General features: G+C 34.7%; 12 protein-coding genes. 2 read left to right on the top strand and 10 right to left on the bottom strand.

The genetic code is table 11. The annotated features are described in order from the left end of the window. Positions 1 to 66: 66 nt before the first annotated feature. From AAEO57_RS13630 to AAEO57_RS13610, 5 genes are all read right to left on the bottom strand, one after another. Positions 67 to 1,734 (bottom strand): family 16 glycosylhydrolase, encoded by a 1,668-nt coding sequence (locus tag AAEO57_RS13630; RefSeq protein ID WP_341693515.1) that lies wholly within the window; start codon positions 1,732 to 1,734, stop codon positions 67 to 69. A gap of 11 nt (positions 1,735 to 1,745) precedes the next feature. After that, positions 1,746 to 3,371: a hypothetical protein gene (locus AAEO57_RS13625; protein ID WP_341693513.1), complete on the bottom strand. Its 1,626-nt coding sequence runs from the start codon at positions 3,369 to 3,371 to the stop codon at positions 1,746 to 1,748. Positions 3,372 to 3,379: 8 nt separating this feature from the next. After that, positions 3,380 to 4,885 carry a RagB/SusD family nutrient uptake outer membrane protein gene (locus tag AAEO57_RS13620; protein ID WP_341693511.1) on the bottom strand — a complete coding sequence of 502 codons (1,506 nt, stop codon included), beginning with the start codon at positions 4,883 to 4,885 and terminating at the stop codon, positions 3,380 to 3,382. An 11-nt stretch (positions 4,886 to 4,896) separates the two neighbouring features. Next, positions 4,897 to 7,983, bottom strand: a complete 3,087-nt coding sequence (locus tag AAEO57_RS13615; RefSeq protein ID WP_341693509.1) for a SusC/RagA family TonB-linked outer membrane protein — start codon at positions 7,981 to 7,983, stop codon at positions 4,897 to 4,899. A 241-nt stretch (positions 7,984 to 8,224) separates the two neighbouring features. Continuing rightward, positions 8,225 to 11,026 carry a triple tyrosine motif-containing protein gene (locus tag AAEO57_RS13610; RefSeq protein ID WP_341693507.1) on the bottom strand — a complete coding sequence of 934 codons (2,802 nt, stop codon included), beginning with the start codon at positions 11,024 to 11,026 and terminating at the stop codon, positions 8,225 to 8,227. Positions 11,027 to 11,213: 187 nt separating this feature from the next. Between AAEO57_RS13610 and uvrA the strand changes: the two genes are divergently transcribed. Further along, positions 11,214 to 14,012: an excinuclease ABC subunit UvrA gene (gene uvrA / locus AAEO57_RS13605; RefSeq protein WP_341693505.1), complete on the top strand. Its 2,799-nt coding sequence runs from the start codon at positions 11,214 to 11,216 to the stop codon at positions 14,010 to 14,012. Positions 14,013 to 14,092: 80 nt separating this feature from the next. Here uvrA and AAEO57_RS13600 read toward each other — a convergent pair whose 3' ends face one another. The 5 genes from AAEO57_RS13600 to AAEO57_RS13580 all read right to left on the bottom strand — a co-directional run bounded on the left by AAEO57_RS13600 (position 14,093) and on the right by AAEO57_RS13580 (position 20,339). Further along, positions 14,093 to 14,392, bottom strand: a complete 300-nt coding sequence (locus tag AAEO57_RS13600) for a hypothetical protein (RefSeq protein ID WP_341693503.1) — start codon at positions 14,390 to 14,392, stop codon at positions 14,093 to 14,095. A 272-nt stretch (positions 14,393 to 14,664) separates the two neighbouring features. Next, positions 14,665 to 16,137 carry an oligosaccharide flippase family protein gene (locus tag AAEO57_RS13595; RefSeq protein ID WP_341693502.1) on the bottom strand — a complete coding sequence of 491 codons (1,473 nt, stop codon included), beginning with the start codon at positions 16,135 to 16,137 and terminating at the stop codon, positions 14,665 to 14,667. A 46-nt stretch (positions 16,138 to 16,183) separates the two neighbouring features. After that, positions 16,184 to 17,470: a glycosyltransferase family 4 protein gene (locus tag AAEO57_RS13590; protein WP_341693501.1), complete on the bottom strand. Its 1,287-nt coding sequence runs from the start codon at positions 17,468 to 17,470 to the stop codon at positions 16,184 to 16,186. Between the two features lie 52 nt (positions 17,471 to 17,522). Further along, a complete protein-coding gene (locus AAEO57_RS13585; protein ID WP_341693499.1) occupies positions 17,523 to 19,994 on the bottom strand; it encodes a YfhO family protein in 2,472 nt (823 codons plus the stop codon). Between the two features lie 51 nt (positions 19,995 to 20,045). Then, entirely contained in the window at positions 20,046 to 20,339 is a 294-nt protein-coding gene (locus tag AAEO57_RS13580) for a DUF4834 family protein (RefSeq protein ID WP_341693543.1), read from the bottom strand. 231 nt (positions 20,340 to 20,570) lie between these two features. Here AAEO57_RS13580 and AAEO57_RS13575 point away from each other — a divergent pair, with 231 nt between their 5' ends. After that, a complete protein-coding gene (locus AAEO57_RS13575) occupies positions 20,571 to 21,494 on the top strand; it encodes a transporter (RefSeq protein ID WP_423972148.1) in 924 nt (307 codons plus the stop codon). Positions 21,495 to 21,500: the final 6 nt, after the last annotated feature.

Raw genomic sequence — 21,500 nt, 5'->3', positions numbered from 1 at the left:
TAAAAAATATTCAATTAGAAGACCAGCAAAACCGGCCTTCCAATTTCATTTTACTAATTAATTTATTTATTGATAAACCCTTACATAGTCAATCTCCATTGAAGATTGTGTAAACGCCGGATCAATATTTCCTCCAAGATTTCCTCCCATCGCCACATTTAATATTAAAAAGAAATCACTGTTAAACGGCAAAGAAGCTGTATTTGTAATGGAATGAATGAGAGTGTCATCGGCATATATTTTTATCGATGCCGGGCTCCAGACTGCTTTGTATACATGGAATTCAGTAGAAACATTTGCAATTGTCTTACTGCCTGAATCTGCATTTCCACCTGAACGTCCAGGATAATGAAATGTCCCAAGTACAACATTTTGATTGTTGCCAACATGTTCCATTATATCAATTTCCCCACAGGCAGGCCATGGTTTTGTTGCATAATTTTGCCCTAACATCCAGATCGCAGGCCAGGTTCCTGCTCCTGTAGGAAGTTTAGCCCTTACTTCTATTTTTCCGTAAGTAAACTTGAATTTACTGTCACTTACTAATCTTGCAGATGAATAAGCCTGACCCCCCGAAGCTTCTTTTTTGGCTGTAATCTTAAGACTCCCGCCCTGAACAATTACATTGGTGGCAGAATTGGTATAATTTTGTTTTTCATTATTTCCCCAGCCATTATCTCCGGTTCCTAAATTATACCCCCATTTTGCTGTATCTGGAGTACCATCTGTATTAAATTCATCCGACCAGACTAAATTAGTATAATCAACATCTGTGTCAGGAACCTGAGAAGGTTTCGTAGTGGTGAAGATATGATACCATGCCAAAGCAGGATTTCCTCCCATAACAGCTCTTACCACCATTCGGTTAGCCGTAATAGATAAAATTTCGTAAGAGCTCTGACCAATATAGTAGCCCATAAAACCTCCATCCGAAAAGTTTAACATTGTACCTCTTGTTTGAGTTGCATGGTTAGGGTTTTTAGTCACAACTGATTCTGAAGGACTTAACGATACCGTTTTTACGCCGCCTGCATTGTATGCCAGACATGCATCATCAGGTGAGCTTCCGCCTGCAACACTTGCAAATGCAGCATTAAAGAAGGTCGAGCCACCATTATTCAACTCGTATTTCAATTGTTCTCCATCTAAAGAAAAAGTCAATACGTTTTCATACAAACAACTGCTGGCCGGTGAGCCTGCCTTTTCAAATGGACCTGCCTGATAATAATTGGCATAATAATTTTTAGTCGCATCAGCATCATTTTGACCTACTCCCAAATGTCCCGGTTCTGAAGCCGACCAATACCATTTTTTAGAAGTCCCGCCAGTTAAAAACTCTACCGCTTCGTCATCACTAAAATTACTCAACACCTCAACATCCAGTGTAACATTTGAAGCAATACCTCCCCTGCCTGTAGCGATAACTGTAATGGTATAGGTGTTAACTCCTGTTTTGGTAAATCGCTTTGTAAATTTACCTCCAGGTGCATTTTCTGAAGTTCCGTCACTAAATACATATTTATAAGAAATAGCATTATCTGCAGTTGCTGTCAATTTTACTGTTCCTGATCCGTCTCCGTTTGGAGCAGCAGCCGTTTTTCCTACAATCTCCGCAGTTACCTGAAAATTGGCTGGCGCCTCTATGGAGCCAAATGCGTAATCATCTTTCTGACAACCCATCATCAGGACAATCGCAAATATGAATACTATTTTTATGATTATTTTTTTGCTCATGATTTCTTAATTTAATTGGATTGTTTTATGTCATCAAAGTAATAAGTAGAACCTGTTCCCATTTGTCCGAAGTCAGGGAATAAAATTACCCTGTCGTATTTATTGGCCGTATTAAAACCCGGTGCTGTTGTCAAATCGAAAGTTAGTACCTGCCATGCATTGGCCGTTGTAGTTGTTGCATGCGCCTCGAAAAAAACAGTTGGATTTCCATTTCCGTCTTTTGGCGATGTTGAAACTTCCATTTTGTATAAAATATCAGCCCCTGCTTTAGGAGACCAAACATTTATTTTCACAGTAGTTCCTTTAGTAAAATCGATTGTGTTTTCTAAATTCAGACTCGCACCTGCCCAAACCTGAGCCCCGGACGGTTTTTCTATTTTAACCACTTTGTCTGACAAATTCGTCCCTGTTTTACTTGGATTTGCCACAACAGCAACCGGAATTGGTCCAAAACCTGCATCTCCAAAACCTCCCCAGGCATACGTTATGGCCGATGATTCAAAATCTAAAGGTAATTGCACAGATTGAGCAGCTGTTTTGTAGAAATAAATATTATCTACAAATACAGTACCTCCCGCCCATGGAGTTCCAACCAGTTTTAACTGGAAAATTTTATCAACCGATAATCCCTGGCTTGTAAATGCTGAAATCGGAATATCAATACTTGTCCACTGATTTGCTGTAAGATCTTTTGTTACAGGTTTTTCTGAAGGGCCAACATTAATCAATGACGTTTCAATTTTCTGTAAATCTGCAGTCCAGACATCCATGTGCAAAAATTCCATACCGGAAACATCTATTGATGTACCATCTGCCAATGCAATTCCCTGATAACTTAGTTTAATATAATTCAGCATTTTATCTCCATTCAGATCAAATTCTGTCCAGCTGCTGCCTTGTCCTGCCTGCCCCCAATCCGGAAAATAATTAGTTCCTGCTACATTCGTATATTTAGAACCATAAATAGAAATTACATCTGCAGCCTGCCTGTTTGGTGGAGTTGGTGCAGAAGTTGTCGGGTTAAGAACGAGTGTAGCTGTAACCTGGGCTGTATATTCTGTTGTTTTAACAGCAGCACTTTTTGAAACTACTCTAATTGTATACACACCAGCCTCTTTGTACGTATATGAAATCGATTCACCGTTATTTGCCGAAATTGGATCTGGTTTTCCTGTTTCTCCAAAATACACCTCATAAAACAAAGCAAAATCTGCAGTTGCCTTAACCGTTATTTTTTTAGATACCGATAAATCATTCGTTATAACTACCTGCAAATTTTGAGGGGCTTTAAAAGAAACTACAACCTGCTGATCTGTTTCTGTACTTTCTCCATTTAGTCCCATTGCTATGATTTTAGCATTGTAAACCCCCTCTTTATAAATATGACTAACAGTTCCGCCCGGAGAAAAGTAATCTGACTCAGCAGAACCGTCTCCATAGTTTATTTTATACTGGGTAACTCCTTCTCCTTTAGGCAAAAAAGTAACTTTACCTGAATTATCCTGTGTTACAGTGGTCAAAGCCGATATATTCTCCGGTAAGGCTATACCATCCAGATCAATATCGCTGTTATCGTTTGCACAACCTAATAAAATTGTCAAAGCGAAAAAACTTATAATAAAATGTATTTTTTTCATAATTGATGTTATTTAGTATAGCCCGGATTTTGTTTCCAGTTTCCGTTTGCAAATTGAATTTCTTCGATCGGAATCGGAAATAATTCGTTTTTATCCTTTTCAAAACCAGGTATTGTTCCAACTGCTTTTCCTGTTCTTACCAAATCAAAGAAACGATGTCCTTCTCCAAAGAACTCCAGTCTTCTTTCAGCCAGAATAAAATCGGTCAATGCAGCTCCTGAAGCAGAAATATTATGATTTGAATCTCCAAATGCACGTTTTCTTACCTCATTCAGATAACCTCTTGCTTTTCCATCATCAATACCTCCTCTATTGTAAGCTTCAGCAGCCATTAATAAAACATCAGCATAACGAATGGCTCTGTAATTATTCGGATTCGTTAAATTCAAATCTCCTGCGGCATTACTGCTTCTTTTTCTTGGCAAATATTTTCGGTTAAAAAATCCTGTGTCCTCATTTCCTTTTCCGTATTTGATTCCCTTACCATTATTATAAGAAGCATTAGCAGCAGCCCAGGCAGCAATATCCAAAATAGCTACGTCTTTGCGTCTGTCACCAATTTCAAAAGCATCTGCACTTTCCTGAGTCGGAATATTAAAACTAAACCCGGAAGTAAAAAGAGGTCCGTCATAGCCGCGTACTCCGCTAAAACCTACAGCTACATTTCCTTCGCTGCATTGCAAGCAGGTAAAACCAGCACCTTCAACATCTGTATATTGCACTTCAAAAACAGATTCTGGTCCGTTTTCACCTTCATTTTCGAATAATTTATTATAATCTGTTTCTAAAGAATATGGAGAAGTACTTATTAAACTTTCTAAAGTTGTTGCTGCCAATGCAAATTTATTTTGATACAAATAAGCCTTGCCTAATAATGCCTGTGCCGCTCCTTTTGTAACACGGCCTTTTTGTGATGCCGTTGGAGATAAATTGGCAACTGCAAAAATCAAATCGGCTTCAATAGCAGCATACACTTCCGGAACTGATGAACGCGGAATTGTTTTTTCATCTCCAATCCTAAACCTGGCATCTCCTTTCATAGGAATACCACCAAACCATTTTACTAATTCAAATTGATAGTATGCTCTAAGAAAATGGGTTTCTGCTAAAAGCTGGGTTTTCCCTTCAAAATCGGTTTTATTTTGAAACTCAAGTATGTAATTGGCTCTTTGAACACCTGCAAACATCCAGTTCCAAATATCCCTAAGATTGCTGTTTGTCTCGGTGTGAATCATATCGTCAATTTGCTGCCATCCGATTACATCTATAGGACTTTCTCCACCGCACAAAGTATTATCAGAAGCAATTTCTCCCAGTAAAACATTTGCATAAGAAGACTGAAGCAAATCGTAAGCAGCAATTAATGCCTGCTCATAATCTGCCTTTGAATTAAAATAATTTTCTGAATCTATCGAATATGCCGGCTTAGGATCTACAAACTCATCCGAACAGGAAATACTCACTGTCGAAAAAAGAGTTAGTGTTATAATGATTGTAAATAAATATTTTTTCATTTTAATTGCAATTAAAAATTAACGTTTAAGCCCAATAAATAAGTTCTTGGAACTGGATAGAATCCATAGTCGATTCCGGCACCAATAGGCGATTGAGAAACTCCGTCCTGATTGGTTGGTCCAAATGAAGCCCCCGGATCAAAACCTTTGTATTTGGTAAAAGTGTACAGATTATTTACCCCTGCATAAAGTCTTAGCTTTGTAATTCCTGCTTTTTGAGAAATTTTAGGATCAAGTGTATAACCTAACTGAATATTTTGAATTCTTAGATAAGACGCATCTTCTACAAAATAATCAGAAAAATTATTATTTGCCGTTGCACTGGTGGTTACCCTTGGTACAGAATTACCCGTTCCTTCACCTGTCCATCGATCTAAAACATAATCTAAACGATTGGCATACGCATTTGTTCTTTCGTAATTGCGTACCATTTCATTTCCAACCGAAGCAAATGTGTAAGCCGCAAAATCAAGGTTTTTATAATTCAATTGTAAATTGAAGCCCATGGTTGCATCAGGAATAGGGTCTCCTATATTTGTTTTATCTTTTGTATCAATTACCCCGTCACCATTAACATCCACAAACCTAAGATCTCCCGGAGCGGCTTCTGCTCCTAATGCTAATTGAGAAGGATGAGCTTCAACTTCTGCCTGATTTTGAAAAATTCCATCCGTTTTATATCCGTAGAAATAACCTATTGGCAGTTTCTTTTGCCCTGGTAACGCTTCTTCCATTCTTGAAGGCACCTGTCCGATAGAAAAAGCTCCTCCTTCAATAAAACCTGTTCCGTTATTTACTTCCAGCACTTCATTTTTGATAAATGTTACATTATAACCTAAACTCATACTAAAGTTGTCCGAGAATTTTTCTTTATAATCAATCGCAAATTCAATTCCTGAATTTCTAACTGTACCTGCATTCATCGTGGGAGGACTTGCACCTGGAGCACCAATACCCGTAATTCCCGAAACCGGAATATTTGGTATCAATAAGTCTTTCCTGGTGTCAATAAAATAGTCTGTTACTATCGAAACTTTATCCTTAAATAATTTCAAATCAAAACCAACATCAAACTTTTTTGCCTCTTCCCATTTCAAATCAGGATTAGGTATTTGACCTGTTGCGGTTCCGCTTGATAAACTCCCATCAAAAACATAAGTTGCTTCACCGGTTAAAAGCCCCAGATAACCATAGTTTGGAATCTGGTCATTCCCTAAAGTACCGTAACTGGCTCTAAATTTTAAGAAATTGATCGTTTTTGATTCTCCGAAAAAGTTTTCATCTGATATTACCCAACCTGCGGTAAAAGAAGGAAAGTACCCAACTTTATTCCCCGGTCCGAATTTCGTAGACGAATCACGTCTGAGCATGGCAGAAAACAGGTATTTACCTTTATAATCATATTGTAATCTTCCAAAATAGGAAAGTCTTCTTTGGTCATAAACGTAGCCGCCTGTGTTTAATGCTACAGGAATTCCTTTTGTTAAAGAAAGATCCGCATATTCCCAAGAGTTATTGGGTACGTCAAAACCTGTTGCGTTGGCAGAATTCCCCCATTCTTTAAAAATAGTAGTCCCAATAGTCCCTACAAAATTATGGTTTTCAGCTACTTTTCTTGTATAGGTTCCAAAAAGGTCAAAAGAATAGTTGTTATCATTTACTGTTTGTTGTGTTACGGAACTTCTTACTACATCAAATACCTTATCACTTGGATTTTCCCAATATAGTACTTGCTTAGCAAATGATTTTGATTCACTGTTCGAAGTATTAAAACCTATTGCGCCTGATAAAACAAATCCGTTGAAGAGTTTATAATCCAATCCGAAATTTCCGTTGATTTTTTTATAATTGTAATCATTATAGGTATTGTCAATCTGTGCCAACGGATTAATAATTTCATTTCCTAATGTCGTCGGTATTTTGGTGAAATCACCGTTTTCATCTTTTGGAGCAAATGTAGCAGGCACATTCAGTGCATTAAACAGTACAGATCCTAAACCATTTTCATTTAGTAATTTTCTTCTAAAATAAGTATAGATAACATTTGTTTTAACTTTCAGTTTATCAGTCAAATCCGCTCCCAATGCTAATCTTGCTGTATTTCTTAGAAAGCCTGCTTTATCTCCGCCAACAATTCCTTCCTGATCTAAATGTGAACCGGAAATTGAATACGTAATCTTTTCTGAACCACCGGAAACAGACAGGTCATGATTAATAATAGGCACCGCTTTACTGAAAACTTCATCCTGCCAGTCTGTTCCTTTTCCTAAACCGCTTACGTTTGGATAAGGAAGCTGCCTGCCGCCGTTAGCAAAACTTTCGTTTAACAATAAGGCGTATTCTGTAGCATTTAAAGTGGGTAATTTTCTGGATGTTTCCTGAAATCCTGTATAGGTATTAAAAGAGAATCTTGTTTTGGAATTCTTCTTCCCCATTTTAGTAGTCACCAAAATGATTCCGTTTGCACCTATAGTACCGTAAATAGCCGCCTGAGCATCTTTTAAAACCGTAATCGTTTCAATATCACTTGGACTTAACAGACTCATATCTCCTACATAACCATCGATAATAGTAACTGGACCGTTTTGTCCATTTGTAGCAATACCACGGATTCTAATATCCAATTTTGCTCCCGGAGATCCGGATTGTGTTGTAACATTTACTCCCGAAACTGTTCCCTGTAAAGCCTGTTCTATACGTGCAGGTTTTAAAATATCCAGCGTTTTACTGTCTACAACAGATACTGCACCGGTTACTTCTCTCTTTTTCTGGCTTCCGTAACCAATGACTACTACTTCATCAAGTGATTTTGCATCATCACTCATTTTCACCGTAATTTTATTTCCCGAAACAACAACTTCCTGAGTTCGAAAACCTATATAACTTAAAACAATTAAGGTTCCTTTTGGGACACCTGACAATTTAAAAGATCCGTCGAAATCTGTTGTGGTACTTTGTGACGAACCTTTTGCTTTTACATTTACACCAGGCAGGGATAAACCTGATGCATCAAGTACTGTCCCGTTTACATCCAGGGTTTGCGCAAAGGCAAAAGAAGTAAACAGCAACAATACTGTTAACAATAATTTTGGTTTCATAATTAGTTAGTTTTTATTGAAGCTAAAATTATCATATCCATTTAAGAATACCTCAAAATTAACCTCAACAAAAAACATACATCATAAAAAAACACGCAATAAATTAAACATAAATTAAAAAACACCTTTATTTAAACACAAAGTACAAATGTTAATTTCTTTAACATTTTAAGTGTAAAAAACACAATACAAAGTCAATGTTGTGGTGTTGTATAGGTATTTTTGATTGATTTTTACTGTACTATACAGCCAGAATATATTCGACCAGACCAATTTCATGCTGCAAATCCATTTTTTTGCGTAAACGATATCTTTTTATCTCCACACTTCTTACTGAAATATTAAATAAAGGAGCTATTTCTTTTGAAGAAAGATTCAGTCTCAGGTAGGCACACAATCGCAAATCATTCGGAGTTAACAAAGGGTGAATTTGTTTTATTCTTTTCAGGAAATCTTTATCTGCATTATCAAAAGCTTCTTTAAAAACTTTCCAGGAATCTTCTTCGGTAATATTATCATTAATAGTCCTGATTACCGACTTAATATTTTTATTATCCTTCTGAGATGTTTTCTTCAAATCTTCTTTAATAAAAGCCAGAAGTTCATTTTTACTATTCAGGCTCATGGTAGAAACCGCCAATTCACGATTTTTATTATCAACATCCTGCGACAGCTGCTCATTTCGGAGTTTCATTAATTGCTGTTCATTTTCAAGTTCTTTAATTTCCAGCAAAAGATTATTTTCTTCAATTAATTTCTGTTCCTGCTTTCGATAATAATTTCGATAGGCCTTGTTTATAAAATAACCAATAACAATAAGAATGAGCAAATAAATAAAACAAGCCAGATTAGTAAGATACCAGGGTTTTAAAACTACAAAAGTATAAACAGCGGTGTTTTTCAAAGGTGTATTGGCGTATTTTGCACGAACTTTAAAAGTATATTTACCTGAAGACAGATTTTTAAAATTAATAGATGATTTTGTACTCCATTCGCTCCATTCATTTTGAAAACCTTCTAATAAATACTGATATTCTGAATTGATGTATTTATTATATTCCGGAACAGTGTAATTTAAAGTAATATTGTTTTCATTCGATTTAAATCTTCCCTCACTACCCAAAACAACGTTCTTTAAAGTTTGGTTTTGTTTGTTTATCGAAATCTCCGAAATAGAAACCGTATAGTTTTTAAAACTTAAATCATCAATATTCAGTGTATAATATCCATCTGTAGTACCTATTAAATACGTTGATTTGGATATTTGGGTGATATTTTCAAAACCCAGCATCGAATTGGTTAAAGAAGACGGAATCGGAATCACATTTTGTTTTAACTGATTACTCAGTTTACTTGCTGAAAAATAATGAATGTAGTTTTTAGAAAACAGCCATATTTTATTAGACTGATCTACAATTAATTTTCCTGAAGTATATTCGTCTTTTTCAAAAATAGAGCTCAATAGTTTATCTTTTTCGAATTGTTTTGTAACAGGATTTAATTTAAAAATCCCGCCTTTAAAAGCATAGTAAACAGCGTTATTAAACTTGGTCAGACTTGCATTTTTTCCTTTTTGCGGAGACGGATAAGCATAAAACTCTTTTGCTTTTAAAAATGAATGATCCGGTTTAAACCTAAAAATTCCTTTGTATTCATGGCTGACATAGACTTCTTGGTTTGGAGCAATTTCAAAATAACGTGACGAATAATTAAACCCTTCTATTTTATTTCGAAACTTCCATTGATTATCGCTTTTTTCCAAAACCGAAATTCCGTAATAATTTCCCTGAAGCAATATATTTTTTTTATTTGGCACTGATTCAAACTTCCATGTACCTGAACCTGAAAAAATACTTCTGGCGGATGTTTGCTCTATTAGAAACGTTCCCGAATCATGCCCGCAAAAAAGCGTATTATCATATTCAAACAATGACCATACCTGACCTTTTGTTCCATTGATAAATTGAAAATCAGTATTACTTTGGTATTTTTTACAAAACAGCCCCTGATTAGTTCCCACATAAAGGATTCCGTTATGCACAATTGAAGCATAAACAGTTCCTAAGGCTCCGGTATCATCCGTAAAACTATGTACCGGAGTCTGCAGATTAATGCAGTTAATTCCGTTATCAAGCCCAGCCCAAACATTCTGATCTTTATCTTCAAACAAAGACAAAGCCGTGTTATTACTCAGCCCTTTACTTTGCGAAATATGGTAATTCAGTTTTCCGTTATCTGATAAAATAAAAATTCCGTTAGATACCATACCCAAAGCATACCCCCCATTTTGAAGACGCTGACTGCTGTAAACAAAACCTGATTTTATCTGCGAATCCACATCTGTCGCAAAAGGTGTCAAAGTTGTTCCAATCAGTTTATAAAACCCTTTTAATTGTGTCTGAATCAGCAAACCTTCATCAGTATTAAATATATTTACAATTGTATTTTTTTTAAGAACTAGATTATCCGAAATTAATTTTCCTTTGCCTCTCTCTATTTCAAAAACACCTTCATTTAATGTCTGATAATAAATTGAATTTTGGGTACTAAATGATTTTACAACCCCGTTTTTTGGAGAGATAATCCTGAAGTTTTTTGTTTTTGTATCATAAATATAAATTCTGTTTAGAGACTGAAACAAAATCCAGTGATCGTACTTTAAAATATTCCAGAACTGCTCATCATCCAGAATTTTATTTTTAATTCTATCACTTAGCGAAGTATATTTTAATTTTCCGTTTGATTGCTTTACCCAGTAACCAAAATTCATATAACAGCCTGTATAAATCTTATTGTCTATTACTTTTACAGAGCGCATTATGGTCTCATTTGGGGTTGGATACAACTCCCAATTTGTTCCGTTATATTCTAAAAGTCCTTCGTTATTGGCAAAATACATTACATTTTGGTCGTCCTGCGAAATCATCCAGGTTTGATTCCCTGCACCATAAATAGCTGGTGAATATTTTACAATTGGCGGTAATTCCTGTGCCTGCAGGATAAAAATTAACAAAAAACAAAGAAGAGTAATTTTGGTTTTCAAATTTAAAGGCGGTATTAGTTAAAAAGCAGTTCTAAAATAGCTTATTTTATATCAAAACAGCAAATTTTAATATAAAAATAAGCTATAACCAAAACCTTTACTTAAGGCAACCCTGCAAAGATTTGGAACAATTGCATTAACAAAACTCAATTCAAAATTGATTACTTTTGTAGAAATTGACTTTTTTATGCAAATTGATCTTTCGACACTCGACCCAAAACATAATATTATTATAAAAGGAGCACAGGTACATAATTTAAAAAATGTAGATGTTGCTATTCCCCGAAACAAACTTGTAGTCATAACAGGGCTTTCCGGATCAGGAAAATCAAGTCTGGCGTTTGATACTTTATACGCAGAGGGACAACGTCGTTATGTTGAAAGTTTATCATCATACGCCCGTCAGTTTTTGGGAAGACTGGACAAACCAAAAGTTGAATATATCAAAGGAATTGCTCCGGCAATTGCAATTGAACAGAAAGTAAATACCACAAATGCACGCTCTACTGTTGGTACTTCTACTGAAATTTATGATTACATAAAACTTTTATATGCCAGAATTGGACGCACGTATTCTCCGGTTTCAGGCAGAGAAGTCAAAAAAAATACAGTTTCAGATGTAGTTTCAGATGTAAAAAGTTTTGAACCGGATAGCAAATGGCTATTGTTATCCCCAATTCATCTTGAAGAAGGGCGCCAGCTCGAAGACAAACTTAAAGTTCTTTTACAGCAAGGATTTGCTCGTATTTTAGTAGATAACGAAATGGTTCGTTTGGATGAATTTACACCAACAGATATCCATAAATTAGACAATAAAGATATTTTATTAATCATTGACCGAATTGTAGTCAAAGAGGAAGAAGAATTCTACAATCGCCTTGCCGACGCCGTACAAACAGCTTTTTTTGAAGGGAAAGGAATTTGTTATTTACAGGAATTAAATTCAGACAAAAAATTTTCATATTCTAATAATTTCGAATTAGACGGTATTACATTTTTAGAACCAAACGTACATTTATTCAGTTTTAACAATCCATACGGGGCATGCCCTGTTTGCGAAGGCTACGGAAATATTATTGGCATCGATGCTGATCTGGTTGTCCCGAACACCTCCCTGTCTGTTTTTGAAAACGCTATTTATCCCTGGCGAGGGGACAGTATGAGCTGGTACAAAGATGAACTGGTAAAACATGCCTATAAATTTGATTTCCCTATTCACAAACCTTATTTTGAGCTGACGGAAGAACAAAAAGACCTGATCTGGAAAGGAAATCAGTATTTTCAGGGATTAAACGATTTTTTTAAAGAACTTGAAGAAAAAAATTATAAAATACAAAATCGCGTCATGCTATCCCGTTACCGCGGAAAAACCAAATGTCACGCCTGCCGCGGAAGACGTCTGCGTGAAGAAGCTTCTTATGTAAAAATTAATGATAAAACCGTTTCGGAACTGGTTGACTTACCAATCAAACATTTGGTTACTTTTTTCAAAAACATTGATTTGAATGTTTACGAACAGCAAATCGCAAAACGTTTGATGGTTGAAATCAACAATCGTTTGTCGTTTTTGACAGAAGTTGGATTAGATTATTTAACATTAAACAGAAACTCATCTACACTTTCGGGAGGAGAATCGCAACGTATCAATCTGGCTACTTCTTTGGGAAGCAGTTTAGTCGGATCTATGTATATTCTGGATGAACCTAGTATCGGTTTACATCCTAAAGATTCTGAACGATTAATCAAAGTTTTGCTTTCTCTTCGTGATTTAGGCAATACCGTTATAGTGGTTGAACATGACGAAGATATCATGAAAGCGGCCGATATGATTATTGATATTGGCCCGGAAGCCGGAACTTTTGGAGGAAATTTGGTAGCGCAGGGAACTTACGAGGAAATTTTAAAATCGGAATCTCTGACAGCTAAATATTTAAATGGCGATTTAGAAATTTCTGTACCTAAAAAAAGACGCAAGTTCAAGAATCATATTGATATCATTGGTGCAAGGGAAAACAATTTAAAAAATGTAAATGTAACCTTCCCTTTAGACGTCTTAACTGTAGTCACGGGAGTTTCCGGAAGTGGAAAAAGTACCTTAATAAAAAAAATATTATTTCCGGCGATGCAGAAAAAGCTGGAAAGCGCCTCTGAAAAAGCAGGTCAGTTTACTGATATCAAAGGTTCTTTTTCTCAGATAAAACACATTGAGTACGTTGACCAGAATCCGATTGGAAGAAGTTCCAGATCTAATCCTGTAACTTATATCAAAGCTTATGATGATATCCGTGATTTGTATGCAAAAGAAAAATTATCTAAAATAAGAGGATACCAGGCCAAACATTTTTCTTTTAATGTAGATGGAGGCCGATGCGAAACTTGCAAAGGAGAAGGCTCGATAAACGTTGAAATGGTTTTTATGGCCGATGTTTCTTTACCATGTGAAACCTGTGGAGGAAAACGATTTAAAAAAGAAATCCTGGAAATTAATTTTGATAAAAAAAACATCAATGATATTCTGACAATGACTATTGATGACGCCATAACTTTTTTCGAAAAAAACAAACAGACAAAAATTACCCAAAAATTACAACCACTACAGGATGTTGGTTTAGGATATGTACAATTAGGGCAATCTTCTTCTACGTTATCTGGCGGAGAAGCCCAGCGTATCAAACTGGCTTCATTTTTAGTAAAAGGAGCCACAAAAGACAAAGCTTTATTTGTTTTTGATGAACCTACAACGGGTCTGCATTTTCATGACATTAAAAAACTGTTGGCTTCATTTGATGCTCTTATCGAAAAAGGACACTCCATAATCGTAATTGAACACAATCTTGATCTTATAAAATGTGCAGACTGGATTATTGATTTAGGACCTGAAGGAGGTGAAAACGGTGGTCACTTATTAGCAACAGGAACTCCAGAAGAAATTGCTAATATTAAGGAATCTGTTACTGGAATTTATTTAAAAGAAAAACTAAACTAAATAAGTAGCCACGAATTATTTCTTTTTACTCAATTGTAATAAGAGATAACTCGTGGCTATTTTTTTTAATCATCTAATTGCTAAGCAACTAAACATCTTTCTTCAAAAGGAACGCCATCTTCATCTATAGCAACTAAAATCTTTTTTTGTTTAGACGCTTCAACTGTAAGATACAACCATGCTACTGACCACAGTCCTAATGTTAAACAAAAAATTATAAAATTAAATCCATGATCTACAGCTTTTCCTCCTTTTGAAAGCACCGCAAAAAGCATTTTGTCATTGCGTTCTTCAAGTACAAATCCATTATGAACTTTCTTTGAAATCATATTAGAGAATACTTGCAAACTTTCTTCCCGGCTGAATTGATTGTTTTTCATAATTATTAAATTAAAATTAATCTGACTTAATTTTTTTAACAAAATTACATAAACCCAATACTGCTAACAATACCCACTTTTAGTGATTTACAAACGATTTTTCAATATAAAAGAGAATTTGCTAATAATATGAGAACATAAAGGTAGTTTTTATCTTATAAAATACAAAATAAACAACTGTTAAATTTAAATACAAAAACAATATAATCAATTGATTATCCCTTTTATCTAAATTACTTTAGCCTGCAAAAAGTTGTTTAATTATTTCTCAACTAATTAAATTTGATTCCGATTTTTTTGAAAAGACTGTCTATAACCTGATTGATATCAGAAGAAATCCTAAATTTATAATTGAGGTACAGATATAGAACAGTCACCAAAATTGATTTTAAAGCGATTCCGATTAAAGGATAAACCGGAAATTCCCAAAAATAAAACCCAAGAAATAAAGCTGTAGTGACCGCCAGCGAGTATATATTCTGTTTGGTAAACGGGTAAAGATGAAGCTTTTTAACCACAAAAAGTAATTTTGCAAGACTGTAAAAAGTTATAGACAGTAAAGTAGCAAAAGCAGACCCCATAATCCCATAAAGCGGAATAAAAATTACATTCAAAATAAAAGTCAGAACAACTAAACCTAAGCCTAAAAATAAAACCATTCGGTAATATTTTGTATTAAATATGATTGCATTATTATTTCCTAAAATCAAATCAAAATATTTAGACAAACCAATCATAAAAACGACCGGGATTCCTCCTCTATATTCAGCAGGAACAATTTGATAAAGCTGATCTATATTTACAAAAATGCATAACATTACAAATCCTCCCACAATTTGAAGATTTATGGATGTTTTCTTATATAAAACATTCAGTTCGTCATGCTTATTTTCGTGCATTAGTTTTGCCGTAATTGGATACACAATCTGATGCATGGCCCGACTCGGAACCGAAATGACCAAAGCAATATAAGTCGCAACCGAATAATAAGCTATATTCTTGATTTCCATGTATTGATTGAGCATCAGTTTGTCTCCGTCCAACAGCAGGTTAGCCACACTTCCTGACAAAATAATATAAAAAGTATACTCCATTACACTTTTTACATTTTCAGGAATACTAATCTGAAAATTAGGCCTTTTGATGTAAAACGCATAAAACATGGTCACTAAAAAAGCAACAAAATAGATTATTGCGGTAAGGTATACGAACTGAACAAGTGATATCCATTTGAAATAAAGTCCAATTAAAGCAAAACTTGAAAATACCCTTAAACCTACTTCTTTAATAAAATTACCAAAAACAGAATGCATGTGCACCCTTGCCCAGGCATAAAAAATTTCAAAATACGCCATGCAAATTCCGATAAACGGAATTAAAAGCATGAATTCTTTTACCACCGGATTTTCCTTAGAAACAAATTCAGTTATATCATCAAAGAAAAAGATTCCGATGATTCCCAAAGGAATACACATTAATATAGGAAACAAGGCTGTAAATGACAAAAACTGCTCCCTTTCCTCTTCTGTTTCATATTGCGAATAAAACTTTACCAGTGTATTTTGCATACCGATAGCAAACAGCGGCATGATAACGTTGGCCGCAGAAAGAATATAATTAGTTAATGCATAATAAGTTGCTCCTAAATAAATAGGATACAAATAAAGTGTATTAATAGCTCCTATACCGAAACCTATATATGTAATTATTGTGTTTTTGAAAGACTGATTTAAGACAATACCCATATTTGAGTGTAAATTGTAGAATTTTTGGTTATTTTGGCTTTGAAACTTATCCCTTTATCAATTGTGCTAATTGTTTGGTCAGGTTTTTTCTTGAATATTGCTGTAAACCAACTCCATGAGCCTGTAAATTTCCAGCCAAAAACTGATTATAAAAGTCCAAAATTACACTTTTTAATTTCGCTTTTTCAGAATAATCAAAAAATACTCCTGTATTTGTTTCTTTTATAATATCCGCGAAGTCTGAACCTTGAGGGCCAATTGCAATTATTGGACGATTTGACACCATGTATTCAAATAATTTTCCCGGAATAATGCTCTTAGTGTCTTCAGAATTTATTTCGATTAAAAGCAAAACCTGTGACTTTTTTTGATGTGCGATTGCTTCATGATGCGATACATAACCCAGAAGATTCAAATAATCATTTAGTTTAAATTCTGCAATTGAATCCAGTACCTCCTGACTTACTGCACCAATTAATTTAATTTCTAAATGCAATTTAAAATCAGGAATCTCTCTTAACAATTCAACCAGGCATTCCCATAAAAACATTGGATTCCGGTCTGATAAAAAAGAACCGATATGAGCAAGAGTGAATTTGGTATCCAAAACCTGCTTCTCAATATTTTCAATATCATAACCATTTGTAATAATCGAAATAGGTTTTTCAGTTATTGCCTGAAATTCTTTTTTAGTTGTTTTACTGGTTACAATGATTTCATCAGCCGAATTAAGTACGATATCTTCTAACTTTTTATGCTTTTTTTCAGCATAGGAAGACAAACGCAGGGCTTTATGATACCCAATAGTTGTCCATGGATCACGAAAATCGGCAAACCATTTCACTTTCAATTTCTGCTGTAATTCTAAGCCTATCAAGTGCAAACTATGTGGCGGTCCGGAAGTTACAATAGTATCAATATTATTTTCGGTGATATATTTTTCTAAATACGAAACTGAAGGCTTCACCCAAAAAACGCGGGCATCCGGAATAAAAAGATTACCTCGAACCCATAAAAAAGTTTTATCCAAAAAAGTCTGTTTCTTCTTTTGCGGAAAAATACCCGAACTGATTTTTTTTGTTTTATTTTTTGAAAAAACAGATGCCAGCTGATAAGGCTCCCAAATTTTGTTTTTAAGAATAATTGCTTTATCTGAAATCTCGCTTACCAAACCTTCGTCAACAATCGGATAAGTTGGATTTTCAGGAACATACACAATTGGCTGCACATCAAATTCAGGCAGGTATTTTACAAATTTTAGCCAGCGCTGTACACCGGGGCCTCCTGCTGGCGGGAAGTAATAGGTAATTATTAAAAGCTTTTTTTGTTCCATATTCCAAAGAGATTCACAAAGTCTCCAATAAGTATCGTAAAGATTTTTTTAATTATTTTTGAGTATCTCCATGATTTCTTTGGGAATCTTTGCGAAAGAATTTTTCAAAATATACACCTCCAATTAAAAGCAGTAACATTCCAATTGAACTAACCAGTGTAATTGTGCTTCCGGTTTTGATCACCTGAGGTTCAAATTTAAATTCGATTGTATGTTTTCCGCCTGGAATTTCCATCCCTCTTAAAACATAATCTACCGGAAAGTGATCCGTTAATTTACCATCAATATAAGCATTCCAGCCATTTTTATAATAAATTTCAGAGAAAACAGCCAAACCGTCTTTTTGATTATCTGATTCGTATTTGATGTAATTTGGTTTGTATTTTACCACATTTATGGTTCCTGTCGTATCCCATTGTTTTTTTAAACGGGCACTTTTAAATTTGACTTCGTACTCGTGTACATTGAAAACAGCCACTTTTTTGGTATCCACATAATCCAAAGCTTTCATCACATCATCTGCTTTATTTACCAGTTTTGCTGTACTCACAAACCAGGCATTTCCATTTGTATCTGGATTTATCGTAGGAATTGCTTTTCCTTCTTTATCTGTCTGAATTACATACTTAACATTTAGCATATTAAGCACCTCCAGATTCATTTTTTTATCTTTATTAGCAATCTGGTAATCAAACAACTGCTGAATTCTTCTTGGCTTTGCAGCATGGTATCCCCCAAGCGAATGATGAAAATAAGAAGCCCTTGCACTTGACATGTTTCCATCCATCTCGAAAACTCTGTAATGGGTTGTGTCTTTTAAAATTTCTGCATCTGAAGGAGTCTCCTGAAACGGAGCTGCAATTTCTGCCGGGCTGACAAAATCTTTTGCAGAAACATACTTTTTATCTACAAAAAATAAATCAAAAATCATCAAGAGACCAACTATAATTAAGGCCGTGTTTTGAGCCATTTTATTTTTGACAAACAACCACAAAATTGTAAAAGTCACTACAATAAAAAACCCAGAGCGCAGCAAATCAGCCCAGTACAATGTCATTCTGTCTTCTTTCAATGCATCGACAAAACCAGGACCATAACTTTCTAAGTAATAACTGTCGCTGCTACCTGTAAAATGGAAAAAACTTTTAGCTACTACCAAAATTAAAATTACACCTAAACCAAAAACACCTGTTTGCATCAAAGCTTTTTGCTGCAATTTCGGCTCTTCTTTTGCCTTAAAAAAAGATTGCAATCCCATAACAGCTAAAACAGGAAAACATAGCTCAAGAATAACCTGAATAGAAGAAACTGCTCTAAACTTATCATACATTGGGACATAATCAATAAAAAAGTCTGTCAAAACAGAAAAATTCTTGCCCCAGGAGAGTACTAATGAAAACAAAGCACCTCCAAGAAATACATATTTTATTTTTCTGTCATCAATAAACAATGCTAAAACTCCCAAAAAGAAAACCACAACTCCAATATAAGCAGGAGCTGCCACAATAGGCTGATCTCCCCAATATGTAGGCATTCCTGATACGAAATCCTGCGCTTGTACAGAAGGAACACCCTGCTCAATCATAAACGAATACATACGACTGTCAGTTCCCACATTTTCATGATTTGAACCTCCAAAAAGCCTTGGGGCAATCAGATTAAAGCTTTCTGCAATTCCATAACTATATTCTGTAATATATTCGCGGCTTAAAGCATTTTCATTGGTCTTTTTAGATCCATCAGGATTAAAAGTCAACTCGCTATTACTTCGTGTACTAAATTTAGCATATTCGCTTGTTGCCATCAAATTGGTCGCATTTGCACCAATAGCAAAGATTCCGGCAACAGCCAAAACCCCAATTGCGATACCCAGTTCTTTAAATTGTTTTTCTTTAATAAAAATAAAAGTAAAATACCCCGAAAGAATCAATACAAAAATCAACAGGTAATAAGTCATTTGAAAGTGGTTCGCATTTACTTCTAATGCAACCGCAAACATAGTGAGCAGACCTCCCCAAATATATTTTTTCTGAAAGACAAGTATAATACCAGCAATAACCAATGGCATATAGGCTATTGCATGAGCTTTTGCATTATGTCCAACACCAAGAATTATAATTAAATAAGTTGAAAAACCAAATGCAATCGCACCAATAAAGGCTTTCAAAGGATCTGTTTTCAGAACTAATAATAATCCGTAAAAGCCTAAGAAATATAGAAAAAGATAATCTGCAGGACGAGGCAGAAAACGCAAAACATCATCAATTTTACCTACAAAATCGTAAGGATAATTCGCCCCTAACTGATAGGTTGGCATCCCTCCAAAAGCAGAATTTGTCCAGTAAGGTTCAGTGTGTTCGGCAGCCCTAAAATCATTTTGTTCTTTTGCCATTCCGGTATACTGGGCAATATCAGACTGAAAGATTTGTTTTCCCTGAAGAACAGGATAAAAATAAATTAACGAAACGAGAATAAAGCCCATTAATACAAGGGCGTGCGGATAGAATTTATTTACTATTTTCAATTTTGGGCAGTTTGGTTAAATGATGAATCCCGAATATTTCAGGATACAAATCTAATCTATTTCTTCGTAATCAACATACTCACCCACTTTTTTGGTTTCGCGGGATTTTTTAGCATTCGTAGTATCAATAATTATTTCGTCCTTATTGGTATTGGTATTCTGCCAGGCATTACCCTGATTATATTGATTGTATTGTTGTTGCCTCTGAAAATTTTCTCCTGCTTTTTCTACTGCCTTTTTTACCAATACAGGCAAAAATATTTTAGCTAAAAATTTAAAAATATAATAAAACGCAATAATCCACATTATCGTTTTAAACAAATTTGTAAAAGATGCTTCTTGCATAATCATATAATTTTTTTTCAAAATTAGTAAATCCGATGTTTAAAATTAAAATATCAATCTTAAATAAATAATAAAATATAGTACATTTGAAATGCGTTATAGCTTTTTAATTAATAAAATACATCTATGTTAAAAATTAAAAACTTTTTGATAGCTTGCCTATTTATATTTCCACAATATTTTTTTGCTCAACACACTGATATCATAAACTCAAACCGCCCAGGCGAAACCATGTCCGCATTCTCTGTGGGAAAATCAGTAATCCAGGCCGAAATTGGTTTTTACGGAATTACTGAAAAACACGACGTCCAAAATTATGAAGCCGACGGTTTTGGTACCGATTTTACACTTCGCTGGGGTCTTTTCGCAGAACAACTTGAATTTATTGCTGACATTCAGTATCAGAATGAAAAATTTACAACTCCGGCAACAACTTTCAAAAAAAGTAATTTCAGGCAAACCGCTTTAGGTGCCAAATACCTTATTTACGACCCCTTTAAAAACAATAAAAGAGACGTTAATATTTATAGCTACAACGCTAATAAAAAATTTACCTGGCATCAATTAATTCCTGCAGTTTCTGTTTTTGCAGGTGCTAATTTTGTTTTTAAAGACAATCCATACGCTTATAATTCAAACAACCTTTATTTTTATTCTACTGAGTTTAATATTGCTCCAAAACTAATGCTAATTACGCAAAATCATTTTGGTGATGGCAGATGGGTATTGGTTTCAAACATTATTGCAGATTATGTTGGCACTGATTATTCTGGTTATGGTTATGCTGTAACGCTAACCAGAGGCATCAACAACAGATGGTCTGGTTTTATTGAAAACCAAGGCTACAAAAGTGATTTGTACAGCGACCTTATTTTAAGAGGCGGTGCAGCCTATTTTTTTGCACGAAATGTTCAAATAGACGCTTCCATCAGTAAAAACTTAAAAAACAGCCCATCAATACTTTATGGAGGAATTGGCTTATCAATACGTTATGATGCCAAACACAAAGATGAATTAACACGGGTAGGAAAAAAAGCAAAAAAACCGAAAGACCAAAAGTCTAAAAAAGACCAAAAATTAGAAGAAGAAAAAGAAAAAACAGAAGAAGTTGATTATCAGGAAAAAGAAAGAAAAAGAAAAGCAAAATATGAGTAAGTTTTA

This window comes from Flavobacterium calami, assembly GCF_038290035.1.
Lineage (GTDB): Bacteria > Bacteroidota > Bacteroidia > Flavobacteriales > Flavobacteriaceae > Flavobacterium > Flavobacterium calami.
Note: the sequence above shows the minus strand (reverse complement) of the source record. Positions and strands in the feature narration are given on the sequence as shown.